Annotated in this window: 25 protein-coding genes and 1 tRNA gene; 13 read left to right on the top strand and 13 right to left on the bottom strand. The window is 65.4% G+C overall.

The features are described from left to right. Positions 1-214: 214 nt before the first annotated feature. Complete coding sequence (locus A9D12_RS02360; RefSeq protein WP_082925346.1) at positions 215-967, top strand: Crp/Fnr family transcriptional regulator; 753 nt, start codon at positions 215-217, stop codon at positions 965-967. 9 nt (positions 968-976) lie between these two features. Here A9D12_RS02360 and A9D12_RS14820 read toward each other — a convergent pair whose 3' ends face one another. Both A9D12_RS14820 and A9D12_RS02350 read right to left on the bottom strand, forming a co-directional pair. Beyond that, positions 977-1,372, bottom strand: coding sequence for a response regulator (locus A9D12_RS14820; RefSeq protein WP_068349424.1), 396 nt, complete (start codon positions 1,370-1,372; stop codon positions 977-979). A 14-nt stretch (positions 1,373-1,386) separates the two neighbouring features. Then, on the bottom strand, positions 1,387-3,525 hold the full coding sequence (locus A9D12_RS02350; RefSeq protein WP_082925344.1) for a PAS domain-containing protein: 2,139 nt from the start codon (positions 3,523-3,525) through the stop codon (positions 1,387-1,389). A 169-nt stretch (positions 3,526-3,694) separates the two neighbouring features. Between A9D12_RS02350 and A9D12_RS02345 the strand changes: the two genes are divergently transcribed. The 3 genes from A9D12_RS02345 to A9D12_RS02335 all read left to right on the top strand — a co-directional run bounded on the left by A9D12_RS02345 (position 3,695) and on the right by A9D12_RS02335 (position 5,615). Further along, positions 3,695-3,934, top strand: coding sequence for a hypothetical protein (locus A9D12_RS02345; protein WP_082925343.1), 240 nt, complete (start codon positions 3,695-3,697; stop codon positions 3,932-3,934). Positions 3,935-3,991: 57 nt separating this feature from the next. Further along, positions 3,992-4,726, top strand: coding sequence for a Crp/Fnr family transcriptional regulator (locus A9D12_RS02340; protein ID WP_068349417.1), 735 nt, complete (start codon positions 3,992-3,994; stop codon positions 4,724-4,726). Between the two features lie 268 nt (positions 4,727-4,994). Next, positions 4,995-5,615 carry an outer membrane protein gene (locus tag A9D12_RS02335; RefSeq protein WP_082925342.1) on the top strand — a complete coding sequence of 207 codons (621 nt, stop codon included), beginning with the start codon at positions 4,995-4,997 and terminating at the stop codon, positions 5,613-5,615. A 212-nt stretch (positions 5,616-5,827) separates the two neighbouring features. Here the strand turns inward: A9D12_RS02335 and A9D12_RS02330 are convergent. Then, a tRNA-Ser gene (locus A9D12_RS02330) sits at positions 5,828-5,918 on the bottom strand. A gap of 272 nt (positions 5,919-6,190) precedes the next feature. Here A9D12_RS02330 and A9D12_RS02325 point away from each other — a divergent pair. The 3 genes from A9D12_RS02325 (at position 6,191) to A9D12_RS02315 (ending at position 9,601) form a co-directional block, all read left to right on the top strand. Next, positions 6,191-7,012: a DUF1134 domain-containing protein gene (locus A9D12_RS02325; RefSeq protein ID WP_082925341.1), complete on the top strand. Its 822-nt coding sequence runs from the start codon at positions 6,191-6,193 to the stop codon at positions 7,010-7,012. Between the two features lie 70 nt (positions 7,013-7,082). Beyond that, a complete protein-coding gene (locus tag A9D12_RS02320; RefSeq protein WP_068353467.1) occupies positions 7,083-8,258 on the top strand; it encodes an amino acid aminotransferase in 1,176 nt (391 codons plus the stop codon). 137 nt (positions 8,259-8,395) lie between these two features. Then, the gene (locus tag A9D12_RS02315) at positions 8,396-9,601 is read left to right on the top strand and encodes an acyl-CoA dehydrogenase family protein (RefSeq protein WP_068349414.1); all 1,206 of its coding nucleotides are present in this window, start codon (positions 8,396-8,398) and stop codon (positions 9,599-9,601) included. Here the strand turns inward: A9D12_RS02315 and A9D12_RS02310 are convergent. From A9D12_RS02310 to A9D12_RS02280, 7 genes are all read right to left on the bottom strand, one after another. Then, on the bottom strand, positions 9,586-10,767 hold the full coding sequence (locus A9D12_RS02310) for a hypothetical protein (protein WP_197489857.1): 1,182 nt from the start codon (positions 10,765-10,767) through the stop codon (positions 9,586-9,588). The genes A9D12_RS02315 and A9D12_RS02310 overlap by 16 nt on opposite strands. A gap of 113 nt (positions 10,768-10,880) precedes the next feature. Next, positions 10,881-11,504 carry a riboflavin synthase gene (locus A9D12_RS02305; RefSeq protein ID WP_068349412.1) on the bottom strand — a complete coding sequence of 208 codons (624 nt, stop codon included), beginning with the start codon at positions 11,502-11,504 and terminating at the stop codon, positions 10,881-10,883. A gap of 23 nt (positions 11,505-11,527) precedes the next feature. After that, entirely contained in the window at positions 11,528-12,475 is a 948-nt protein-coding gene (gene ribD, locus A9D12_RS02300) for a bifunctional diaminohydroxyphosphoribosylaminopyrimidine deaminase/5-amino-6-(5-phosphoribosylamino)uracil reductase RibD (protein WP_068349410.1), read from the bottom strand. Between the two features lie 32 nt (positions 12,476-12,507). Next, positions 12,508-12,948 (bottom strand): hypothetical protein, encoded by a 441-nt coding sequence (locus tag A9D12_RS02295; protein ID WP_068349407.1) that lies wholly within the window; start codon positions 12,946-12,948, stop codon positions 12,508-12,510. A 45-nt stretch (positions 12,949-12,993) separates the two neighbouring features. Further along, positions 12,994-13,728, bottom strand: coding sequence for a M48 family metallopeptidase (locus A9D12_RS02290; protein ID WP_068349405.1), 735 nt, complete (start codon positions 13,726-13,728; stop codon positions 12,994-12,996). Then, on the bottom strand, positions 13,725-14,192 hold the full coding sequence (locus tag A9D12_RS02285) for a YcgN family cysteine cluster protein (RefSeq protein ID WP_068349403.1): 468 nt from the start codon (positions 14,190-14,192) through the stop codon (positions 13,725-13,727). Before A9D12_RS02285 ends, A9D12_RS02290 begins: the two co-directional genes overlap by 4 nt. Beyond that, positions 14,180-14,785: an SCO family protein gene (locus A9D12_RS02280; RefSeq protein WP_068349400.1), complete on the bottom strand. Its 606-nt coding sequence runs from the start codon at positions 14,783-14,785 to the stop codon at positions 14,180-14,182. The genes A9D12_RS02285 and A9D12_RS02280 overlap by 13 nt, the downstream gene beginning before the upstream one ends. A gap of 135 nt (positions 14,786-14,920) precedes the next feature. Between A9D12_RS02280 and A9D12_RS02275 the strand changes: the two genes are divergently transcribed. The 3 genes from A9D12_RS02275 (at position 14,921) to ssb (ending at position 16,910) form a co-directional block, all read left to right on the top strand. Further along, positions 14,921-15,505: an ankyrin repeat domain-containing protein gene (locus A9D12_RS02275; RefSeq protein ID WP_068353461.1), complete on the top strand. Its 585-nt coding sequence runs from the start codon at positions 14,921-14,923 to the stop codon at positions 15,503-15,505. 1 nt (position 15,506) lies between these two features. Beyond that, positions 15,507-16,181, top strand: coding sequence for a COQ9 family protein (locus tag A9D12_RS02270; protein WP_068349399.1), 675 nt, complete (start codon positions 15,507-15,509; stop codon positions 16,179-16,181). A gap of 153 nt (positions 16,182-16,334) precedes the next feature. Further along, entirely contained in the window at positions 16,335-16,910 is a 576-nt protein-coding gene (gene ssb / locus A9D12_RS02265) for a single-stranded DNA-binding protein (protein ID WP_068353457.1), read from the top strand. A gap of 150 nt (positions 16,911-17,060) precedes the next feature. On the opposite strand, the gene A9D12_RS02260 is transcribed toward ssb, so the two are convergent. Next, entirely contained in the window at positions 17,061-17,594 is a 534-nt protein-coding gene (locus tag A9D12_RS02260) for a YceD family protein (protein WP_082925339.1), read from the bottom strand. After that, positions 17,591-18,118 carry a ubiquinol-cytochrome C chaperone family protein gene (locus A9D12_RS02255; RefSeq protein WP_068349397.1) on the bottom strand — a complete coding sequence of 176 codons (528 nt, stop codon included), beginning with the start codon at positions 18,116-18,118 and terminating at the stop codon, positions 17,591-17,593. The genes A9D12_RS02260 and A9D12_RS02255 overlap by 4 nt, the downstream gene beginning before the upstream one ends. 293 nt (positions 18,119-18,411) lie before the next feature. On the opposite strand from A9D12_RS02255, the gene A9D12_RS02250 reads away from it, so the two are divergent. From A9D12_RS02250 to hslU, 3 genes are read left to right on the top strand one after another with little or no spacing between them, the layout of a single operon-like run. After that, on the top strand, positions 18,412-18,864 hold the full coding sequence (locus A9D12_RS02250; RefSeq protein WP_068353451.1) for an outer membrane protein assembly factor BamE: 453 nt from the start codon (positions 18,412-18,414) through the stop codon (positions 18,862-18,864). 60 nt (positions 18,865-18,924) lie between these two features. Continuing rightward, positions 18,925-19,482 (top strand): ATP-dependent protease subunit HslV, encoded by a 558-nt coding sequence (hslV, locus tag A9D12_RS02245; RefSeq protein ID WP_068349394.1) that lies wholly within the window; start codon positions 18,925-18,927, stop codon positions 19,480-19,482. Positions 19,483-19,508: 26 nt separating this feature from the next. Then, complete coding sequence (gene hslU, locus A9D12_RS02240) at positions 19,509-20,810, top strand: ATP-dependent protease ATPase subunit HslU (RefSeq protein ID WP_068353448.1); 1,302 nt, start codon at positions 19,509-19,511, stop codon at positions 20,808-20,810. Between the two features lie 64 nt (positions 20,811-20,874). Here the strand turns inward: hslU and A9D12_RS02235 are convergent, their stop codons facing one another. After that, the gene (locus A9D12_RS02235; RefSeq protein ID WP_068349392.1) at positions 20,875-22,731 is read right to left on the bottom strand and encodes an ABCB family ABC transporter ATP-binding protein/permease; all 1,857 of its coding nucleotides are present in this window, start codon (positions 22,729-22,731) and stop codon (positions 20,875-20,877) included. Positions 22,732-22,736 lie beyond the last annotated feature (5 nt).

The raw sequence follows: 22,736 nt of genomic DNA, 5'->3' as shown, positions 1-22,736 counted from the left end.
AGGCCGGTCACAGAGCCGCACCATGTCGTCGGACCGGCTGTGTCGGCCCATGGCCGAAATTGGCGCGCCGGGAACAAAGCGTTTCGTATAGTGCTTATCCCTGCGCCAGTCGGAAGAATTCTGTCGCGAAGACACAAAGCCTCGCCGCCATGATTGGGTCGACCCGTCGTCAAGGCTCGACCCGTATGGACGATGCTCAAAGGAGCCAGACACCGTGACCAATGCCTTCCTGCTGCGACTCAAGCATTCCGCTGAGCTTGGCGATGGCGAGATGGCTGCGCTGTCTAACCTTTGCCGGCAGCCGAAGGATGTTGGTGCCAAGAAATATCTTTCGCGCGACGGCGACGATGTGCACGCCTTTCCCGTGGTGCTGAGCGGGTGGGCCTCGCGTTATCAGATTCTGCGCAACGGTGCGCGCCAGATCACCCGCCTGCTGCTGCCCGGCGATGCGGTTTACTTCGCCAATGCACCGCAAGGCAGCGCGCTTGACGATGTCATCACGCTTGGGCCGTGCACGATCGCCCATGTCGCGCACGCCGACATGCGCCGGGCGATCGAAAGGTTCCCGGCCATCGGCGAGGCAATGCGCAGCTATGGGTGCATGGAAAATGCGCTGCTTTCGTCATGGCTCGTCAACGTCGGACGCCGCGATGCGCTCGAACGGATGGCGCATCTGGTGTGCGAAATCCATTATCGCCTGTCGTTGGTGGATCCCAAGCTGACCAACCAGATCTATTTCCCGCTCACGCAGGACGATCTTGCCGATGTGCTGGGGCTGACCCCGGTTCACATCAATCGCAAGCTTCAGCAATTGCGGCAGGAAGGGCTGATTTCGCTGCGTTCGCGCCAGTTGACGATCCACGACCTGCGCATGCTGCAGCAGATCGCCGGGTTCGACAGCGCCTATCTCGCGCCGCGGGCCACCCCCGGGATCGCTGCGGATCAGGCACGCAAGGCTGCGGCCTGATCGCATCGCTCATTCGTCGGCATCCTCAATGCCGGTCCCGCCGCGCGTGACCTGTGCCAAGGTGGCGACGATCCGCGCGCCATCGGCAGGCTTGCTCAGATAAGCGCTCCCTGCCAGATCTTCGGGCAGCATCTCCGCGTCATACCCGGTCAGAAACACGAACCGGATGCCCTTTGCCTGCAGGGTGCGGGCAAAATCGAACGACAGGCCCTGGCCCAGATTGATGTCGATCAGCACCACGTCGAGCGCGCCCCATTGCCCGAGCAGTGCCGGCCCCGGCACCTGCGATGTCACCGCAACCACCTCGGCCCCCGCCTGTTCCAGCGTGTGGCGGCAGTCGGATGCTTGGTAGTAATCATCTTCGATGATCGCGATCCGCAGTCCGGTGAGGGGGGTGGTAGTCATGGCGTGCTCGCTTGTCAGGTTCGGGTATCGAGGATGCTGCCGGCGTCCGACAGCGGAAATTGGAGTTCTGCCAGAACCCCAGTGTCGTGCAGCGCAAAGCGCCCCATGCCGTGCAATTCGTAGGGCACCCGCTCTTCGATCAGCGTGCGGCCGAAACCCTTGCGGGTGGAGCGTGTCGTGCGCATCGGGGTGGTTTCCTGCCAGCGAAGGTTGACCCATGTCGCACCGTCGCGGTGGTCGCAGGTCCACACGATCCGGATATGGCCGGTATCGCCCAGCGCACCGTATTTGATCGAATTGGTCGCCAGCTCGTGGATCGCCAACGTCACGATTTCCGCCGCGTGCGGCGACAAGGCCACTTCGGGCCCATCGACATGGCACTGGTCGGGTTGGACGGCGTGGACCAGCAATTCCTCGCGCACCAGTTCGGCCAGATCAACATTGCGGCCGGGTGACCGGGTCAGCGTGCTTTGCGTCCGCCCCATCGCCTGCAGGCGGCCGATCAGGTGATCGACATATTGGTCGACATGGCGGTGGCTCGGGGCGGAAAGCCGCGCGACCGAGCGCACCATGCCGATCAGATTGCGCACGCGGTGCTGCAATTCGGCTACCAGCAGCATCTGCCATTCGGCCTCGCGGCGGCGCTGCGTGGTGTCGACCATCGCGCCCAGCATGCGGATCGGCTGGCCCGTATCGTCATACAGGAACCGCCCGCGTGCCGACACCCAGACGATCTCGCCCGAGGGGTGGCATACGCGGTATTCGTGGACGTAATCCTCGCCGCTCTCGCGCGCCTTGGCGATCCGGCTTTCCGCGGTTTCGCGATCTTCGGGATGGACCCGGCTGATCCAGATTTCGAACGAGGGCGTGACCTCGCCCGGCGCATAGCCCTCCATGCGGTAATGTTCGTCCGACCAGTAGATTTGGCCGGTCTCGACGTTCCAGTCCCACAGTCCGACCTTGCCGATCTCGCTTGCCACACGCAGCATCTGCGCGCCCGTGGCAAGCTGGGCTTCGGCGATCCGGTGATGCGAGAAATCGGTCGACATGCCGAACCATTCGGTGACGGTACGGTTTTCGTCGAACACCGGGACGGCGCGGGAGTGGAGCCAGCCGATCGTGCCGTCAGGCCGAATGTAACGATGTTCGATGTCGAGTGGGGCGCGTGTTTCGACCGCGGTGTCGACCGCCTTGCGCACCATTGAGACATCGGCAGGGGCAACAAAATTGGTGATCCAGTCACCGGACATCGGCATGGGGCCAAGCAGTTCACGCCCGCCCAACTGCTCCATCAGCGTGCCTTCGGGGTTCATCCGGAAGATGAGGTCGGAGGTTGCGCCGATCAGCGATTGCAGCCGGTTTTCCGAATGCCGCAATGCAAGCTCCATGCCCTTGCGCTTGCCGATATCCTCGAACAGGATACCTACCTGATAGGGGGCAACATCGCCTATCGGGAAGGCAAACACATCGAACCACCGCTGCATCACGCCTGATTCGCTTTCGAAGCGTTCGGCCACGCCCGTGGTCGCGATCCGCCCATAGATGGCGACCCACTTGTCCTCGATTCCTGGTTCAAGCGTGCGCATCGCCTTGCCGACAGGATCGGTCAGCCCGGTGTGGCTGACAAAGGCATCATTGGCTTCGAGGAAGACATAGTCGCGCGGCGTGCCATCGGGTTCGAACTGCACCTCGACGATGCAGAAGCCTTCATCAATGACATCGAACAACAGCTTGTAGCGGGCATCGGCCTCGCGGCGTTTCTCGCGCGCCAAGTGTTCGCTGCTGATATCGCGGATGCGTGCCATGACTGCGCTGCGCGATGGAAGGCGCAAGGGACTGATCACCACCTCGTAGACCCGGTTATCGCCCGCGCCCTTGCGAACCAGAACCTCGCTCGTATTGCGGCTGAGCACGCGTTCGAAATCCTGCGCCCATGCACGCCCAGCTTCGGGATAACGATAGCCGATCATCTGCCCGACCGGATCGTCCATCTGCAACAGGCGCAGGATCGCCGGATTGCAGGCAAGATAGCGCCACTCGCGCGGATGACCCCCGGGCTCGCCGACCGGCTCCAGAATGCAGGCAGCATCGGGCAAGGCATCGAAAGCTGCGCCAAACAAGGTCATGTCCGCGTCGATAGGAAAGTCCGCCATCAGCCTGCCATTGTGCCATCGCCGGCCCCCCGCAGCGTGCGGCAGGCCTGACCGCAGCAGCGATAGCGGCTTCGGCCTCGTGTGTCTTGCGTTAACGCAGGATAAAGACGCGCAAGCAGGGTGCAGGCAGGGACGTGAGAGCAACTCTTACAAAGGTCCGCATATGCGAATGCTTTTGATTTTGGCGGGGTTGGGCGCGGGCGCCTATGCCTTGATCCGCCGCCGCCAGCCGACCCCGGAACGGCCTGCGCCTGCCGCCTTCGCCTCCGATCAGAGCGCGGGCGGCACCAATCCGGTTCGCGACGCCGGCCCCGAAGCCATGCGTGACGCCCCGCAGAACCGCTGGTCGCGGGTCGATCAAGCCAGCGACGAAAGTTTTCCGGCCAGCGATCCGCCAGCCACGTATTGATATTCGCCTGATCCACACGCCTGCGCAGCCCCTGAAATTTTTCCGGAACCACGGCCGATGTCGACATTCACCGCAGGGGACGAAGCGCCTCTGCTCCGCGTGCTCGCACGATACACCGAACTCGACGAGGATGACCGCGCCGCGCTGATGCAGCTCGACACCGGGCCGCTGTGCACCGCTAACGGCCGCGCCGATCTGGCGCGCGAAGGCGATCACCCAACGCATATCCGACTGCTGGTGTCGGGATGGGCCTGCCGTTACAAGGATCTGGCCGATGGACGACGTCAGATTGTGGGCTTTTTCCTGCCCGGCGATTTCTGTGACCTGAACATCTATTTCACGACGCGGATGGATCATTCGATCGGCGCGCTGACCGCCGCACGTTATTACGAAATAGCCCCGCAGCAATTCCACGCTGTGATCGAACAGCGCCCGCATCTCTTGCGCGCATTGCTGGGGCGCGAGATCAGCGCGGCCGCGATCCAGCGCGAATGGCTGCTGTCGTTGGGCCGGCGCTCGCCGCGCGAACGGATCGCGCACCTGTTCGTCGAATTGTTCTACCGGCTCGATGCGGTGGGGCTTACCCACCAGAACGCCTATGATCTGCCCGTCACGCAAACCCACCTTGCCGAAGCAAACGGCCTCAGCCTGGTCCACGTCAACCGCACGATCCAGGATCTGCGGCGCGAGGAACTGGTCACGCTGACCGATCGCCGGCTGACAATCCTCGATCTCGACCGGCTGAAACAGGTCGCGATGTTCAGCGGAACCTATCTCGACGCCGCCCACTGAGCCTTGCGTGCCGGCATCAGGCTCGGGCGGGAGATAGGGGTAGGGCCGCGAAGGGCGAGAAATGCACGCTCCGACCACTTCCCGCGCTATTCGTTTGCAAGGGCACCGTCTTCCAGCTGCAAACTGCGTCACGGATCCTCCGTCTTGCGCAGCGCGAATGGAATGCCTGAAACAAAGCTACGGAAAAGCGCAATTGCGATAGTGATCTGTAAAGGTTGAAAGAATAACCCGCGACCAGCTCAATTCTGAGCCATCCAAAGGGTTTTACATGAAGTTTGCAATTATCGCTGGTGCTGTCGCGGCCGTCGCTTTTGCCTCGCCTGCAATGGCGCAGGAAGCCGACACGGTGGGCGGCAAGTTTGTTGCTGGCGCCATCGTCGGCATCGACAGCGTCAATGCCGAGTTTGACGGGCTCTCCGATGCGGAAGAGGACATTCTCCTCGGGGTAACTGTCGGTTACGACTATGAAACGCAAAGCGGCTTAATTTTCGGTATCGAAGGCGAATACACTGATTCCAGCCTGGGCGTTACGGAGCGGGACGTTTTTGACGCGGGCGACCGGGTGTCCATCAATGCCGGGCGCGACTTTTATGTCGGTGCAAGAGCCGGTGTTCGTACGGGCCCGAACGGCCTGCTTTATGTGAAGGCCGGGTACACCGACGCCTCGATCGAAGCCGAATACGATGACGGCACCGGCGAGATTGCCGACGAAGTCTCGTTTGGCGGTTTCAGGATCGGCGCCGGCGGCGAAATCGACCTCTCGTCGAATTACGCGATCCGCATCGAATATCGCTATTCGGATTACGGCAATCTCGAAGCCCTCGGCTTCGACAGCGGCATTGCGCTCAGCCGCAATCAGGGCATTGTTACGCTGCTCGGGAAATTCTGAACGTTTCGGCACGAAGCTTCATGGCCTCGCTCCCTCATATGGGGGCGGGGCCTTTTCATTTGCCTTATCCTTTACTGCGGCTGGCCCGTATTCGACAGCGGCGACGATGTGCGTGTGACACGGCTGCAACCAAGCATGGACGCTATGTCTTTTCCGGGAACAGCACCGCGCACAAAGTTCCCCAGGGGGAACCGATCGATTTTTGAGGCCGGTGGCGGAGACGGAGGGATTCGAACCCTCGGTACCCTGATAGAGTACGGTTCCTTAGCAGGGAACTGGTTTCAGCCACTCACCCACGTCTCCGGGTATCAGCTTGGGCTGTAGGGGGGGCGCTATAGGCGGCGGTTTGGCGGGCGGCAAGGGCTTTGCGAAAAAAGCGAAAGATCGGTCTGTCGCATCGCGCTTGCCCCCGGTTCGGCGGATGTTCAGGATCATCGCCCTAGCGCCTGTGCTATCGCTTCGCCGCTAAACGGATTCGCTTTGGCGACACGCGGTTGCTGCGGGGGCGTGAAGCGATTCTCGTATCCGCTGCCGATAGGCATGGGGCTGACACGATGGCTGCGAAAGGCTGCACGATGAGGATGAAAACCGCCCGCAATTCCGATCTGGCCGGCAAGCAAGGGCTGGGCCGCCGTCTGGCGGGCATGGCGCTGGGCGCGCTGGCGGTGCTTTCGCTCGGCACGCCGGGCATGGCGCAGTCGCGCGATCTCGAAACGCTCGACCCGGATGCCTATGCGCAGTCGTCGGGCGGGATCGATGCCGATCTGGCCACCCCGCAAGCGCCGCCCGCGCAGCCGCAATACACGCCGGCCCCCGACAATGAACCATCGGTCGATGCGACTTTCGGCGATTATGCCGCGCCGCCGGCCGATGCTACGCCAGCCGCGCCCATCGCCACCCCCGCCGCCACTTCCGAGACCTACGGCGAGGACGATCTGATCGGCGCGGCCGAAGGCGTGTTCGGCAAGGGCGCGGAAGGTCTCGCCAAGCTGATCGAGGATCTGCTCAAGAATCAGGGCGAGCCCAACGGCTACATCGTCGGGCGCGAGGCGAGCGGCGCGTTCATCGTCGGCGCGCGCTATGGTTCGGGCACGCTGCACCACAAGGTCGAAGGCGAACAGCGGGTCTACTGGACCGGCCCCTCGATCGGGTTCGATGCCGGCGCGAACGCGGGCAACACCTTCGTGCTGGTCTACAACCTTTACGACACGCAGGACTTGTTCAAGCGGTTTCCTGCGGGCGAGGGGCAGGCCTATTTCGTCGGCGGGCTGACCGCGAGCTATCTGCGCCGCGGTGATGTGGTGCTGATCCCGATCCGGGTCGGTGCGGGCCTCAGGCTCGGGGTCAATGCGGGATACATGAAGTTCACCCGCGAACAGACCTGGATGCCGTTCTGATTTACGCAATTTTGCGGCTGCATACGAAACCCGGTTGCGATGCGCGCGCGCACACGCCATGCGCGCGGGCATGCTCGACCGACTCAGCCCCCAGGCACCCGATGCCCTGCTCGCCCTGATCCGCCTCCACGCCGCCGACCCGCGCGAGGACAAGATCGACCTTGGCGTGGGGGTCTACCGGACCGAGGACGGCGCGACCCCGGTGTTCGCCGCGATCAAGGCGGCCGAACAGGCGCTGGTCGATAGCCAGGAAAGCAAATCCTATCTCGGCCCCGAAGGCGACATGGGCTTCGTCAACGCGCTGATGCCTTACATCTTCGGCAAGGACGCCACGATGGGCGGACGGATCCAGGGGATGCAGACCCCGGGCGGCACGGGCGCGGTGCGTCTTGCGCTCGCGCTGGCGCAGAAGGCCGGGGTCACCCGCGTGCACATGGGCGTGCCGAGCTGGCCCAACCACGCGCAGATCCTTGCCGATCTGGGGATGGAGCTGGCGCCCTTCGATCACGCCAAGGCGGACGGCACCGCCGATCTCGACGCGGTGCTCGCCGCGATCAATGGCGCGGGCGCGGGCGAGGCGGTGTTGCTCCACGCCTGCTGCCACAACCCCACCGGGATCGATTACACCGCCGACCAATGGGCTGCGATTGCCGATGCCTTCGCCGCCAGCGGCACCTTCCCGATCATCGATGCCGCCTATCAGGGGCTGGGTGCGGGGATGGAAGAGGACGCAGCGGGGATGCGCGGGGTGCTGGCCAAGGTGCCAGAAGCTTTCGTCGCCTATTCGTGCGACAAGAATTTCGGCCAGTACCGCGACCGCGTGGGCGCGTTCTATGTGCTGGCGGGTGAGAAAGGCGCGCTCGACACCGCCTTTTCGAACGCCAATGCGCTGGCGCGCGCGGCATGGTCGATGCCGCCCGATCACGGCGGCGCAGCGGTGCGGATCATCCTGCGCGATGCGGACATGACCAAGCAATGGCTGGCCGAGCTTGACGACATGCGCGCCCGGATGCGCGGCGTGCGCGATGCGCTGGCCAAGGCGGGCCGTGCGGGCCGGATCGACCTTGCCCCGCTGGGTCACCAGAACGGGTTGTTTTCGATGCTGCCGGTCACCAAGGACGAGGTCGCCGCCTTGCGTGAGGATCACGGGATCTACATGGCTGCATCGGGCCGGATCAACATTGCCGGGCTCACCCACGCCAACCTGCCCAAGTTCATCGCTGCACTCGCCGCCGTCGCGGTCTGACCGGGGGCGCCCCCCAAATTCGGGGGTCGCCCTGCGCGGCCGAACGCGCGACAAGGCTGGCAACGTAACGCCAGCAGGAAAGCGCCGCGCATGACCGATATCCGCCAGAGCTCCATCATCGCCGCAGCGGTGTTCCCATGAGCGGCATCGGCATTGCGGCCGCGCACGAACTTGCCGCGCGGGTCGAAGCCTTCGTGCGCGAGACGATCGTGCCTTACGAAACCGATCCGCGGCGCGACCATCACGATTGCCCGACCGACGAATTGATTGCGGAGATGAAGGACAAGGCGCGCGCCGCAGGCCTCCTCACCCCGCATATCCTGCCCGATGGCCGCCACCTGACGCAGGCCGAAACCGCGATCGTGCTGCGCGCCACGGGCCTATCGCCGCTGGGGCCGCCCGCGCTCAACACCGCCGCGCCCGACGAGGGCAACATGTATCTGCTCGGCAAGGTCGGCAGCCCCGAAATCAAGGCGCGCTTCCTTGCGCCGCTGGTCGAGGGCCGCGCGCGCTCGGCGTTCTTCATGACCGAACCCGCTGCCGATGGCGGGGCGGGCTCGGACCCGTCGATGATGCAGACCACCTGCCATCCTGATGGCAACCACTGGGTGATCAACGGGCGCAAGGCCTTCATCACCGGGGCGGACGGCGCGGGCGTCGGGATCGTGATGGCCAAGGCGGACGAGGGCGCGTGCCTGTTCCTCGTCGATCTGCCTGATCCTGCAATCCGGATCGAACGCGTTCCCAATACCATCGACAGCTCGATGCCCGGCGGCCATGCGGTGGTCAGGATCGACAATCTGCGCGTGCCTGCCGACCAGATGCTCGGCCAGGCGGGCGAAGGCTTCCGCTATGCGCAGGTCCGGCTTGCGCCCGCACGGCTGTCGCACTGCATGCGCTGGCTGGGCGCGTGCATCCGATCGCACGAGATCGCCGCCGATTACGCCTGCCGCCGCCACGCTTTCGGCAAGCCGCTGGTCGACCACGAAGGCGTGGGCTTCATGCTGGCGGAAAACCTGATCGATCTGAAACAGGCCGAATTGATGATCGACTGGTGCGCGGGCGTGCTCGACAGCGGATCATTGGGCACGGCGGAAAGCTCGATGGCGAAGGTCGCGGTGTCCGAGGCGCTGATGCGCGTGGCGGATCGCTGCGTGCAGGTGATGGGCGGCACCGGGGTGACCGACGATACGATCGTCGCGCAGGTGTTCCGCGAAGTGCGCGCCTTCCGGATCTATGACGGCCCCACCGAAGTCCACAAGTGGAGCCTTGCCAAGAAGATCAAGCGCGACTGGAAGGCGGCACAGGAGGCCGAACCGGGCGCGCCTCAGCCGAACAGGTAGGCGCGCGTATCGGGGTTCTCGCGCCGCCACATCACGCTGTCGAGCAGGTAGTGGTGGACGTTGAGAAACACCCAGAACACGAACAGGAACAGCGCGCCCGCAATCGCCTGCCGATCGTAAGGCACCCATTGGTCGGCAAGCATCGGGATGCCCCAGAACCCGAGGAAGCCCAGCGCCGCGCCGGTCAGCACGAACACTGCCATGTGTCCGCGCGGATTGTCGCCGAACAGTGCGCGGGCGAGCGATCCCTTGCGGAAATCCTCCGATCCGAGCTGCGCCTTCTCGTAATTGAGCTGATAGCGCCACACCACCGCCAGATATTGCAGCGAATGGAGTGCCGGCACCACGAACCCCCAGACCGGGTTGATGTTCACGAACAACAGCCACAGGTAGATGCTTACCAGATAGGCGACCATCCCGTTCACCGGCAGCGTGCCTTTCGCTTTCCAGTGCAGCGCGACCGCAAGGATAGAGGCCGCGGTCGTGATCGCGGCGGCGGCATTGGCGAGGATGTGCAAGGGCTGGGGCACGGCAAAGCTGTAATAGGCCAGCCCCCACAGATCCTCGGCGGCGATGCTGACGTTGAGATTGGTCCACGCGGCCAGCCACACGGCATAGCAGTTGGCGAGCAGGATCTGCTTGGTCCGGTCATCGAAGAACCGGCGTTTGAGCGCGGCATCGACCATCAGCATGCCATAGCCCTGCTTTGTGTAATGCCAGCCCACCGCCAGCGCCATCAGGTTGGCGCCGTATCCCAGCAGCCGCATATCCGCGGCCAGCGCGCCATAGGCAAGGAAGCCTGCCAGCAGCACCGGCGCGATCAGCCCGGCAAACAGGTAGCGCGCGCGCATTTCGCGGCCCAGTGCGGGGCCGAATGCCTTGGCGCGGTAACCGCGATAGAAGATCTGGTAGCTATGCGCGAAATGCGGGTGGTTCAGCACGTTCGAGAGCAGCAGCATCGCGGCTGCGACCTGCACTTTGATCTCGGCCGCGGGAAACAGGAACAGGAGCGGCAGCAGCAGCAGCGAACTGCCGCCCAGAAGCAGAAAATCGGCAACCGGCCCGTGCAGGTAACGCGCTGCGGATGCGGGGGCGGCGGCAGGGACGGACGCGGCGCGCGCAGGCTGCGCCAGCATGTCGATCATCGCCGAAGAATGCATGTTCATGGATTCTGCCCCGCTTGCCGCAGCACGCGCGCAGCCAGCGCGCATTTCCGCTGCGGCAGGCTTAGGCAAACATCCTTAAGAATTTGCTGCGCGCAGGCGAGCGCGCCGCGGGGTCAGCGCATCGGGGCGAGGCTTTGCATGCGCTTCAGATAGCGGGCGAGCACGTCGATCTCGAGATTGACCGCGTCGCCTTCGGCAAGCTGGCCCAGCGTCGTGACCGAAGCGGTGTGCGGGATGATGTTGAGCAGGAAGTCGCAGGTGCCATCGGGCCGGTCGCGCACGTCGTTGACCGTCAGCGACACGCCGTTGACCGTGATCGATCCCTTTTCGGCAATGAACGGCGCCATGTCGGCGCGCGCGCGGATCGCGATCTGCCAGCTGTCGCCGGCGCGGGAGACTTTGACCACTTCGCCCACTGAATCGACATGGCCGGTGACGATATGCCCGCCAAGTTCGTCGCCCAGCCGCAAGGACGGCTCGATATTGAGCTGCTGTCCTGCGTTCCACATGCCGGGCACGGTGCGGCTGACCGATTCGCCCGACAGGTCGACATCGAACCACGCATCGCCCGCCGCGCCGCCGCGCTCCACCACGGTCAGGCACACGCCCGAACACGCGATCGATGCGCCGATGTCGATCCGCGCCGGATCGAGCGGGGCGGTGATCCGCAGGCGAAGGTCGCCGCGCTGTTCGGCGGCGGCGATGGTGCCGATGGCGGTGACGATGCCGGTGAACATGGGCGTGCGGTTCCTTTGCGGGTTTAGCGGGTGCGCCAATAGGCGGCGAAGCTGTCGCTGCCAAGCTGGCGGCGCTCGCGCAAGTCCCAGCGGTCATGCGCCTCGGCCAGCCCCGCGAGCCCCAGCGCGCCGACCGCACGCTTGCCGTCACCGATCACGATCGGCGCGGTGTAGAGATGAAGCTCGTCGACCAGATCGGCAGCAAGAAACGCCGCGGCGGTTTCGGCGCCGCCTTCGACATAGAGGTAGGACACGCCTTCCAGCGCGGCGATGGCTTCGGGCGCAGGGATCCCCGTGGTGCCCTCGGGCGCGGCTGCGCGGGTCAGCACCACGCGGGTGGGCGAACGCGCTTCCAGCCCCGGCAACCGCACGTCGAGCCGCGGGGCATCGGCGCGCCATGTGCCGCCGCCCACCAGAATCGCATCGGCCCGCGCGCGCTGCGCATGGACATGCGCGCGTGCTGCGTCGCCGGTGATCCACCGGCTGGTGCCATCGGCAAGCGCAATGCAGCCATCGAGCGAAGTCGCGAGCTTGAGCGTCACCCACGGACGGCCTTCGCGCTGGCGGGTCAGGAACCCGCGCAGGCTGTCGGCGGAGGCCGCATCATTCAGCAGCGACACGGCAATACCGGCGGCCTGCAATCGCTTCATCCCCTGACCGGCGGTGCGCGGATCGGGGTCGATCTGGCCGATCACCACGCGCTGCGGCGTGTCGGCGAGGATCAGGTCGGTGCAGGCGGGCCCGCGGTCGCTGTGATGCGCGCAAGGCTCCAACGTGACGTAAAGCGTGGCGACCGCCAATGCCTCGGGCGAGAGCCCCGCCAGCGCGACAGCTTCGGCATGGGGGCGTCCGCCGGCTTGCGTCCACCCGCGCGCGATCACGCGATCGTCGACCACCACCAGCGCCCCGACACCCGGGTTGGGGCGCGCAAGCGGCCGCGCGCGGCCGGCCAGCCGGGCGGCGGCGGCCATCCACGCGTGGTCGGATGGCGGCGGGATTATCGCTATTGTCCGGCGCCCGCTGCGGCTTGGGCGCGGCGCTTTTGCGCGGCGGCTTCCTCGGCCGCGCGCTCGGCAGCGGCCTTGCGCTCGATCGCCTCGACATCCATCCCCGATGCCTTGCCCAGCGCCTTGTACATGTTGCGCTTTTCCTCCGCGATCCGCGCTTCCTCGGCCGCGCGCAAGTCCTTGATTTCCTGGTTCGCGCGGTTCTCGGCCATGATCTCGGCATCGGAACGGGCCGGGTCGAGGTCGGTGATATATTCGATCGTCGGACGCTCGGGCTCGCCATAGACCGTGCTGTTCATCCCCCACCACACCATGAAGGCCGCAGGCAACGCCGAGACGAACAGGATCGGCCAGCGATAGGGCTGCGGGCGGCGGATCTCGTTCCAGAAATCGGCAAAGCCGCTGGCGGGATTGAAGCGGGAGGGGATGATGCGCATGGCCCCAATATAGAGCGCGCAAGCCCGAGGGGGAAGGGGCAGGCTTCAGCCGAACGCGGCGTAAAGGCTGCGCCCATGCTCCTTCAGCCAGCGGTCGGCCGCAGCGATCTCGCCTTCGAAGATCTGCGCCAGCAGCGCGTGGAACGCGGGCGAATGGTCGAAATGGACCAGATGTGCGACCTCGTGCGCGACCACCGAGCGCCGCACGAAATCGGGCGCCTGCACCAGCCGCCAGTTGATCCGGATGCGGTTCTTTTCCGAACACGATCCCCAGCGTTTCTGCGCGCGGGTCAGCCCCATCGCGACCGGATCGAGCCCCGCGATACCGCAATAATCGCGCATGTCCGCCTCGGCGAGCGCGAGCGCCTCGCCCTCCAGCCAGCGTTTCAGCCGCGTCTCCAGCCCCGCCTGCGGCCCGCCGACCTTGAGCGTGTCGCCCTCCACCACCGGGCGGCGCGGCGCCCGCGTGTCCCACACGATCCGCAAGGATCGCCCGCGGTAGCGCACCTCGCCGCCCGGTTGCGGCGCGGCGCGGCGCGGCAGCTTGGCGTGCTGTTCGGCGAGCCACCCTGCGCGCGAATGGACAAAGGCCAGCGCCTCGCGCCCTTCAGCCCAAGATGGCAGCGTGATCCTGACTTCGCTGCCATCGGGCGCGAGCCTGAGCGTCAGCCGCCGCGCATGGCGCATCCGTTTCAGCACGATCGGCACGCGCGTTCCGCCAAGCTCGATCTCGGGGTCGAGCGGCTTTTTCACCGAGGCACCGCGCAGCCAGTCGATCACGGCTCGCGCTCCCAATCCTTGCGCGGTTGCGGCCACTGGGTGATGTGATGCTCCATCGGCCCGGCGTCGATTTCGTTCACCACCCGGCCGACCACCGAAACGCCCGCGCGGCGCACCGCATCGCGGTCACCCGAGAGCAGGTAATGCCAGCCCTGCAAGGGCTGCCCCTCGGCGCGCAGGCGATACGCGCAGGTCTGCGGCAGCCAGGTCACCTGCTCGACGATCCTGAGCGTCAGCCGCAGGCAATCGGGGACGAAAGCCTTGCGGTTGCGATAGTCCGAACATTGCGCGGTGCCGGTATCGAGCAGGCGGCAGGCGATGTTGGTGTCGACCACCTCGCCGGTATCCTCGTCCTCCAGCTTGTGCAGGCAGCACCGCCCGCAGCCGTCGCACAATGCCTCCCACTCGGCGCGGGTCAGGTCGCGCAGCGGCAGCTCCCAGAATTGCGCTCTCAGTTCACCCATCGCGCCAGCTCCGCTGCGACCGCGTCTGCGCCCTTGTCGGTCGGCAGCGTCGCGATCGGCGCGCCGTCGGGGCCGAACAGGTAGGTGACGTTCGAATGATCGACCAGATAGCCGCCGCCCGGCTGATCCTCGCCGCGCGCGTAATAGACCTTGAAAGCCTTGGCGACCGCGTCGATCTGTTCGGGGGTGCCGGTCAGCCCGACGATATCGGGTGAGAAAGCGGCGGCAAATTCGCCCACCACCGCCTGCGTATCGCGCGCAGGGTCAAGCGTGATGAAGATCGGCACGATTTTGCCGGCGGCATCCGGGTCCTTGGCCTTGAGCACCTTCAACCCTTGCGCCACGCGCTGCATGTCGGTCGGGCAGACGTCGGGGCAGAAGGTGTAGCCGAAATAGACCACGCGGTATTTGCCCGCAAAATCGCTCCAGCGCACGGGCTGGCCCTTGCTGCCCGTCAGCGTGAAATCGCCGCCGATCGCAGCGCCCGCCAGCGGCGGTTCTTCGGGCGGGGCGGCCGGATTGCACGCCGAGACTGCCAGCGCGGCGAGGATTGCGACAAGACGGATCGCGGAAGGCTTGTTGATGCGGTTCATGCTCTGCTAACTGGTCGCTTGCGAGGGGCGTGTCGGCGCCTTTCTTGCGCCGTGTCACATCCGGTGGTGTGGCAGGTAATGCGAAAGGATCAAACCGTGGGCTTCGATGTTGTGCGCAAGTTAGGGCGGATTGGCATGATTGCCAGCGCAATTGCACTCACCGTGCCTGCGGCGGCGCAATTCCGCTCGGAAGGGTCGAACTTCCTCGAAGCGGTCAAGGATCGCGATGGCGACACGGCGACCGACATGCTGTCGAAACCCGGCAACCAGATCGTCAATTCGCGCGATATCAGCAGTGGCGATACCGGGCTGCATATCGTGGTCGCGCGGTCGGACGTGTTGTGGGTGCGCTTCCTGCTGCAACGCGGCGCGGACGCGAACATCCGCAACCGGCGCGGGGTGACCCCGTTGCAGCTGGCCACCTCGCTCGGCTTCACCGATGGCGTCGAGGCGCTGATCAAGGGCGGGGCGAGCGTCGATATCGCCGACCAGACGGGCGAGACCCCGCTGATTGCCGCGGTGCACCTGCGCAATGTCACGCTGGTGCGGCTGCTGCTCGAAAAGGGCGCGGACCCCGACCGCAACGACAATTCGGGCCGATCGGCGCGCGATTACATGGAGCTGCAATCGGGCAATTCGATGCTGCGGCAGGAATTCGTCAACGCCGATGCCAAGCGCAAGGACGCGGGAACCAAGAAAGATTACGGGCCTTCTTTCTGACATGACCGAAACCCCCACCGATTTTGCCGACATGACGCTCGATGAACTGCGCGTCGCGCTTGCACCCGACATCGCCGCTTCGGCGATTTTCGACGGCTGGAACGAAACCGCGCTGCTGGCGGCGGCGGACATGGCCGGGGTCGATCCCGATATCGCCCGGCTCGCCTTCCCCCGCGCACGCCCGATGGACATGATCGCGGCGTGGATCGCGTCGGTCGATCAGGCGATGGCGGCAGAATGGCCCGCCGAACGGCTGGCGACGCTGAAGATCCGCGAACGCATCCGCACGCTGGTCGCCTTCCGGCTCGAAGCGGTGGCGCATATCGACGAAGCGGTGCGCCGCGCATTGGCGGTAATGGCGCAGCCGCAGAACGCCGCGCGCGCCTTGCAGCTTGGCTGGCAATCGGCCGATGCGATGTGGCGGCTGGCAGGCGACACTGCGACCGATTACAACCACTATACCAAGCGCGCGATGCTGGGCGCGATCTACAGCGCGACGCTCGCGGTGTTCGTGAACGACGATAGCGAGGGCAAGGCCGACACCTATGCCTTCCTCGACCGCCGGATCGACGGGATCATGAAGTTCGAGAGGGCTAAGGCGCAACTCCTGAATTCGGATCGCGAACTGCCAAGCCTGACACGGTTTCTGGGGCGGCTGCGCTACCCTGCGCGCTAGGCTGCGGCGGGACGTTCGGGCAGGCCGTCTGAACGGGTGAAAAGCGTAAGCGGCGATGGTGCGCGACGCGTCCGTCTGCCCTATTGCCTCCCACGGATTCGCGCGCCATCCTTGGCCGCGCGGGATCATGATATTGACGAAAAGGGTATTTCGATGGCGGGTTCGCTCAACAAGGTCATGCTGATCGGCAATCTGGGCGCCGACCCGGAAATCCGCACCTTCGGCAACGGCGGCAAGGTCGCCAATCTGCGCATTGCCACTTCCGAACAATGGAAGGATCGCCAGACGGGCGAGCGCAAGGAAAAGACCGAGTGGCACACTGTCGCGATCTTCTCCGAAGGGCTGGTCGGCGTGGTCGAACGCTATCTGAAGAAGGGCAGCAAGGTCTTTGTCGAAGGCAAGCTGCAGACCCGCAAGTGGCAGGACCAGAACGGCGCTGACCGCTACTCGACCGAAATCGTGATCCAGGGCCTCGGCGGCACGCTGACCATGCTCGACGGCCCGGGCGGCGGTGCTGGTGGCGGCGGTGGCGGCGGTTCGGGCAGCTACGGCGGCGGCGGTGGCCGTTCGGGCGGCGGCGCGGGCGGCTATGGCGGCGGTGCTGGCGGCGGTGCTGGCGGCGGCGGCGGCTGGGATCAGGGCGGCGGTTCGGGCGGCGGCGGCTTCGGCGGCGGCGCGCCGGCGGGCGGCGGCGGTTACGACGATCTCGACGACGACATTCCGTTCTGATCGCAAGGACAGCTATCGGCGGGGTTTTTCGGCATGTGCCTGACCCCCGTCAGACCCCTTCCAGACCCCTCTCAGGCCCCTTTACGAGGCCTTTTGCATGGCATCAGGGCGCATGTTTCACGTGAAACACCGGCCCCGCGCCCCGTGCGATCAATCTTTTTTCAGCCCGGCGAGCAGATCGGCCAGCGGGCCAAGCTGCTCGCCTTCCTGCACGATCCCCGCCGCAGCCCTTGCCGTATCGGCTTCCGGTCCTTCGGCATAGGGATCGATCGCGAGCCCCAGCGTCTGCGCGATCGCTTCGCCCAGATCGAACATCTCGCCCGCATAGCCGATCTCGTCGCAGTCATCCGCTTCGAGCTCGATTTCCTCGTCGGGCGTTGGGGCGCGCTGGTTTTCCTCGACGAACCGCAGATCGACCGGCTCGTCGATGGTGACGGGGAAGTCCTCCCCGCTGATCGCGCAGGGCTGCATGATTTTTGCGTGCAGCCGGCCCGTGGCGCGGATCGCACGCGGCCGCTGGTCGAGCGCGACCGTCGCGGTCAGGCTCTCGACCGCGCCGAGCCCGAAGCGCGCGGCCAGCGCGCTAAGCTCCTCGGGCGAGGCTTCGATCAACACAGGCTCTGCGGGCAGCGGGCGCGCCTTGATCATCCGCGGCAGCTCCGAAGGGGGCAGGGGCCCGCTCACCAGATTGCACTCGCTTTGAGCATTTCGGCATCGGAAAACCGGCCCAGACGCTGGAACAGCTTCATCAATCGGTCCGCGACGGCAGCCGCCGCGACAGGTTCATCAACACCGGGGGCAAAGGTGACATTGCGCGCCACCGCGCCGGTCAGCTTCTCCATGTCGCCGGCATTGAGCGCGCTGCGATAGGCGCCGAGCCGTCCGCCGAGCACGCTCATCAGCTTGCCGATCCGCTTGCCCACGACGACATCGTTGACACCGAATTCGCGCAATTGCCCATCCATGTCCTCGACGAACAATTCGGCCAGCAGCGCGCTTTCGGCGCGCATCTCGGAGGCTTCGATCCGCACCATCACCGCGCTCAGGACAGCGGTGATCATGTCGAACCGGCCCGCGATCGAATCCGCCACTCCGCATTCGGTGTAATAGGCGGTGTCGCGCGCCAGCTCGATCACGCGGTGCCACAAGGGGCGCACGCCTTCGCGCGGGTCCGGAGCGGTGCCGAGCAGGCGGGACAGGAAGGACATGGGGCAGAAGGCCTTTCGTGGAGCCAGCGGAAGTTCAAACAGGGCGGGGCGGCGCGCGCCGTCCCATGCTTACGACAACGCACGAGATGAAGATGCGTTCAACCGCGGTTCAACCCCGCGCGCCCACGGCAATTCCATATGGTGCGTTGCAAGCCAGCGCCTAGCCCCTTAAAGCACCTCGCCCAAGGGACAAGAGCGCGAATGTGCGCGGCACGGTACAGGACGGATACGGTTTGGCGCAGATGACACAGGCAGCCGCGAAGATCACGGGCAAGCACGGCTTGCGCGCAGGCATGGTGCTGCTGGCGGCAGCGGCACTGCTGCCGGGCTGCGCCTCGATCCGCGAATCGCGCGGCTATATCGTCGACCCCACGCTGACCGCAGCGATCCAGCCGCGGATCGACAACCAGCAGTCGGTCGAAGGTACGCTGGGCCGCCCGACCTTCACCAGCCAGTTCGGCACGCCGACCTGGTATTACGTGGCCAGCATCACCGGCCAGCGCCCCTTCAACCGCCCGCGCATCCGTGAACATTCGGTGCTGGCGGTGACTTTCGATGCCAATGGCCGCGTCGCCGAAGTGAAGCGCAGCGGTGTCGAGGAGGTCGTGTTCCTCGATCCCAACGGCAACAAGACCCCGACGCTGGGCCGCGAGCGCGGTTTCCTCGAAGACCTGTTCGGCAATATCGGCCAGGTCGGCGGGGCCGGTCTCGGCGGCGCGCCGGGCGCTGGGCCGAACGGGCAGTAAGCCAGACCGGCTGCATCCGGGCCGCTTGAACCCGTCTGTGTGCGCTCCATATTGGCGGGCATGAGCAGCGAGAACAACGCACACGGCCTCGTGCAATGGCACGGCACCACCATCATCGGCGTCCGCCGCGGCGGCACCACGGTCATCGCGGGCGATGGCCAGGTGTCGATGGGCAACACCGTCATGAAACCCAACGCGCGCAAGGTGCGCCGCATCGGCGATGGCTCGGTCATTGCCGGATTTGCGGGCGCGACCGCGGATGCCTTCACCCTGTTCGAACGGCTCGAAAAGAAGCTCGAACAATATTCGGGCCAGCTGATGCGCGCCTGTGTCGAGCTCGCCAAGGACTGGCGCACCGACAAGTATCTGCGCAATCTCGAAGCCTTGATGATCGTTGCCGATCATGAAACGCTGCTGGTGCTGACCGGCAATGGCGACGTGCTCGAACCCATCGGCGATATCGCCGCGATCGGATCGGGCGGCCACTTCGCGCTCGCCGCCGCGCGCGCGCTGTCCGATTACGAGGCCGACGCCGAAACCATCGCGAGGAAGGCGATGGCGGTTGCCGCCGACATCTGCGTCTTCACCAATGGCAACCTGACGGTCGAGACCGTCTGACCCCCTCTCCCTTCTTGCCCGGACACATCATGGACAATCTCACCCCCAAGGCGATCGTCGCCGCACTGGACGAACACATCATCGGTCAGGCCGAGGCCAAGCGCGCGGTCGCAGTTGCCTTGCGCAACCGCTGGCGGCGGCAGCGCCTCGGCGCGGATCTACGCGACGAGGTGACGCCCAAGAACATCCTGATGATCGGCCCCACGGGCTGCGGCAAGACCGAGATCAGCCGGCGGCTGGCGAAGCTCGCCGAAGCCCCCTTCATCAAGGTCGAGGCGACCAAGTTCACCGAGGTCGGCTATGTCGGCCGCGATGTCGAACAGATCGCGCGCGACCTTGTGGAAGAAGCGATCCGGCTGGAAAAGGAACGCCGCCGCGAGGCTGTGCGCGAGGCCGCTTCGCAAGCTGCGATGGATCGGCTGCTCAATGCGCTGGTGGGCGACAATGCCTCCGAAGCCACCCGAGAAAGCTTCCGCCAGCGGATCGTTCAGAACGCGATGAACGATGTCGAAGTCGAGATCGAAGTCAAGGACACGCCCGCAGCTCCGTTCGACATGGGCCAGATGGGCGGGCAGATCGGGATGATCGATCTCTCCGACATGATGGGCAAGGCCTTGGGCCGCAAGAACACCCGCCGCCAGAAGCTGCGCGTTCCCGATGCCTGGGACAGGCTGGTCGACGAGGAAGCCGACAAGCGGCTCGATCAGGACGATGTGGCGCGCGCCGCGCTCGCCAATGCCGAAACCAACGGGATCGTGTTCCTCGACGAGATCGACAAGATCGCCGTCTCCGACGTGCGCGGCGGGAGCGTGAGCCGCGAGGGCGTGCAGCGCGATCTCCTACCGCTGATCGAAGGCACCACGGTCGCCACCAAATACGGTCCGATGAAGACCGACCACGTGCTGTTCATCGCGAGCGGCGCGTTCCACGTCGCCAAGCCTTCGGACATGCTCCCCGAATTGCAGGGCCGTCTGCCGATCCGCGTCGAGCTGCGCGCGCTGACCGAGGGCGATTTCGTGCGCATCCTGTCGGAGACCCGCGCCAATCTGGTGACGCAATACAAGGCGCTGCTGGGGACCGAGCAGGTGACGCTCGATTTCACCGATGATGCGGTCCACGCGATTGCGCGGATCGCGGCGCAGGTGAACGCCGGGGTCGAAAACATCGGTGCGCGGCGCTTGCAGACGGTGATGGAGCGGCTGCTCGAGGAGATCAGCTTCGAGGCCGAGGATCACACGGGCGAAACGATCACGATCGATGCCGCCTATGTCGAAGCGCGCCTCTCCGGGCTCGCCGGCAACACCGACCTTAGCAAGTATATCCTGTAACCGCGCGAACATGCGGCAGCGGCGGCCGGATCACCTGTCCGGCCGCCGCTTCGCGTGCCTGCGCCTATCCGGCGACCTCGGCAACCGGCAGTTCCTCGCGGTTCTCGTTCGCCTGCCGCGCCCACATCTCGGCATAAAGCCCGCGGCTTGCCAGCAGCGCGCTGTGCGTTCCGCTTTCCACCAGGCGCCCGTGGTCGAGCACGAGGATGTTGTCCGCATCCGCAATCGTCGACAAGCGGTGCGCGATTGCGATCGTGGTGCGCCCCTCGGCGATCCGGCGCAGCGTGGCGAGAATCTCCTGCTCGGTGCGCGAATCGAGCGCGCTGGTCGCTTCGTCGAGCAACAGGATGGGCGGGTTCTTGACCAGCGTGCGCGCAATCGCGACGCGCTGCTTCTCGCCGCCCGACAGCTTCAGTCCGCGTTCGCCCACCATCGTCGCGAAACGATCGGGCAGGCGGTCGATCAGCGGGGTAAGCGCGGCATCGCGCGCGGCGCGCTCGATCATCGCCTGATCCGCGCCTTCCGCGCCGTAGCCGATATTGTAGGCCAGATCCTCGTTGAACAGCACCGAATCCTGCGGGACGATCCCGATCGCGGCGCGCACGCTTTCCTGCGTCACCTGCGTGATGTCCTCGCCGCCCACCAGCACGCGGCCCGACAGCGGATCGTAGAACCGGAAGAGCAGCCGTCCGATCGTGCTCTTGCCCGCACCCGAAGGCCCGACGATCGCGGTGGTGCTGCCCGCCGGCACCTCGAAGGACAGCCCGTTCAGGATCGTGCGCCCCGGATCGTAACCGAACACCACATTGTCGAACACGACACCCGGCTGGCGGACGATCAGCGCAGGCGCGCCGGGCTTGTCCTTCACCTCGATATCGGTGTCGATCAGCCGGAACATCTCGGCCATGTCGATCAGCCCCTGGCGGATCGTGCGATAGACCCAGCCCAGCACATCCAATGGGCGGAACAGCTGGATCAGGTAGGTGTTCACCAGCACCAGATCGCCCACGGTCAGGCTGCCGGTGCTCCAGCCCCATACGGTGTAGGCCATCGCTGCGGCCACCAGCGCATTGGTGATCAGCGCCTGCGCCATATTGAGCAGACCGACCGAATTCTCGGACTTGATCGCCGCTTCCGCATAGGCGCGCGCGGCGTTGCTGTAGCGCGCCTCCTCGCGGTGTTCGGCGCCGAAATATTTCACCGTCTCGTAATTCAGCAGCGAATCGACCGCGCGGTGCAGCGCCTTGCCATCGAGGTCGTTCATCTCGCGCCGCAGCTTGGTGCGCCATTCGGTGATCGCGCGCGTCACCCAGACATAGGCGATCACGGTAACCGCCGTGGCGGCAACAAGCTCGATCCCGAAATTGAGATAGAAGATCACCCCCACCGCGATCAGTTCGATGATCGTTGGCGCGATGTTGAACAGCAGGAAATACAGCATCTGGTCGATGCTCTTGGTTCCGCGCTCGATGATCTTGGTGACCTCGCCGGTGCGGCGGGCAAGGTGGAAGCGCAGGGACAAGCGGTGGAGGCGGTGGAACACGTCTTCGGCCAGATGCGTGGTGGCGACCTGCCCGACCCTCTCGAAGGCGATGTTGCGCAGATTATCGAACGCGACCGAGGCAAAGCGTCCCAGCGCATAGGCTGCCACCAGTGCGAGTGCGACCGTGACGCCTTCGCGCGCGGTGCCGCTCATCGCATCGACCGCGCCCTTGTAGGCGAACGGCAGGGCCAGCGTGATCGCCTTCGCGCCCAGCACCAGCGCCATCGCGATCGCAATGCGGATGCGCAGGCCCGGATTATCCTTGGGCCAGAGATAAGGGAGAAATCGCTTGAGCGTCGGCCAACTCTCCATCTCGCGCGCGCCTCCCTTGTTTCCGGGGGAGGAGGCGGGGGCGGAAGAAGCGGTTTCTGGTGGCATGGGCT

The organism is Erythrobacter neustonensis, assembly GCF_001663175.1.
In the GTDB taxonomy this organism is placed as follows: Bacteria; Pseudomonadota; Alphaproteobacteria; order Sphingomonadales; family Sphingomonadaceae; genus Erythrobacter; species Erythrobacter neustonensis.
Note: the sequence above shows the minus strand (reverse complement) of the source record. Positions and strands in the feature narration are given on the sequence as shown.

Excerpts from the sequence above, each read along its gene's own strand:
- A9D12_RS14820 (WP_068349424.1), bottom strand. The coding sequence starts at position 1,372 with ATGACTACCACCCCCCTCACCGGACTGCGGATCGCGATCATCGAAGAT.
- A9D12_RS02350 (WP_082925344.1), bottom strand. The coding sequence starts at position 3,525 with ATGGCGGACTTTCCTATCGACGCGGACATGACCTTGTTTGGCGCAGCT.
- A9D12_RS02345 (WP_082925343.1), top strand. The coding sequence starts at position 3,695 with ATGCTTTTGATTTTGGCGGGGTTGGGCGCGGGCGCCTATGCCTTGATC.
- A9D12_RS02340 (WP_068349417.1), top strand. The coding sequence starts at position 3,992 with ATGTCGACATTCACCGCAGGGGACGAAGCGCCTCTGCTCCGCGTGCTC.
- A9D12_RS02335 (WP_082925342.1), top strand. The coding sequence starts at position 4,995 with ATGAAGTTTGCAATTATCGCTGGTGCTGTCGCGGCCGTCGCTTTTGCC.
- A9D12_RS02325 (WP_082925341.1), top strand. The coding sequence starts at position 6,191 with ATGAGGATGAAAACCGCCCGCAATTCCGATCTGGCCGGCAAGCAAGGG.
- A9D12_RS02320 (WP_068353467.1), top strand. The coding sequence starts at position 7,083 with ATGCTCGACCGACTCAGCCCCCAGGCACCCGATGCCCTGCTCGCCCTG.
- A9D12_RS02315 (WP_068349414.1), top strand. The coding sequence starts at position 8,396 with ATGAGCGGCATCGGCATTGCGGCCGCGCACGAACTTGCCGCGCGGGTC.
- A9D12_RS02310 (WP_197489857.1), bottom strand. The coding sequence starts at position 10,767 with ATGAACATGCATTCTTCGGCGATGATCGACATGCTGGCGCAGCCTGCG.
- A9D12_RS02305 (WP_068349412.1), bottom strand. The coding sequence starts at position 11,504 with ATGTTCACCGGCATCGTCACCGCCATCGGCACCATCGCCGCCGCCGAA.
- ribD (WP_068349410.1), bottom strand. The coding sequence starts at position 12,475 with ATGGCCGCCGCCGCCCGGCTGGCCGGCCGCGCGCGGCCGCTTGCGCGC.
- A9D12_RS02295 (WP_068349407.1), bottom strand. The coding sequence starts at position 12,948 with ATGCGCATCATCCCCTCCCGCTTCAATCCCGCCAGCGGCTTTGCCGAT.
- A9D12_RS02285 (WP_068349403.1), bottom strand. The coding sequence starts at position 14,192 with ATGGGTGAACTGAGAGCGCAATTCTGGGAGCTGCCGCTGCGCGACCTG.
- A9D12_RS02280 (WP_068349400.1), bottom strand. The coding sequence starts at position 14,785 with ATGAACCGCATCAACAAGCCTTCCGCGATCCGTCTTGTCGCAATCCTC.
- A9D12_RS02275 (WP_068353461.1), top strand. The coding sequence starts at position 14,921 with ATGATTGCCAGCGCAATTGCACTCACCGTGCCTGCGGCGGCGCAATTC.
- A9D12_RS02270 (WP_068349399.1), top strand. The coding sequence starts at position 15,507 with ATGACCGAAACCCCCACCGATTTTGCCGACATGACGCTCGATGAACTG.
- ssb (WP_068353457.1), top strand. The coding sequence starts at position 16,335 with ATGGCGGGTTCGCTCAACAAGGTCATGCTGATCGGCAATCTGGGCGCC.
- A9D12_RS02255 (WP_068349397.1), bottom strand. The coding sequence starts at position 18,118 with ATGTCCTTCCTGTCCCGCCTGCTCGGCACCGCTCCGGACCCGCGCGAA.
- A9D12_RS02250 (WP_068353451.1), top strand. The coding sequence starts at position 18,412 with ATGGTGCTGCTGGCGGCAGCGGCACTGCTGCCGGGCTGCGCCTCGATC.
- hslV (WP_068349394.1), top strand. The coding sequence starts at position 18,925 with ATGAGCAGCGAGAACAACGCACACGGCCTCGTGCAATGGCACGGCACC.
- A9D12_RS02235 (WP_068349392.1), bottom strand. The coding sequence starts at position 22,731 with ATGCCACCAGAAACCGCTTCTTCCGCCCCCGCCTCCTCCCCCGGAAAC.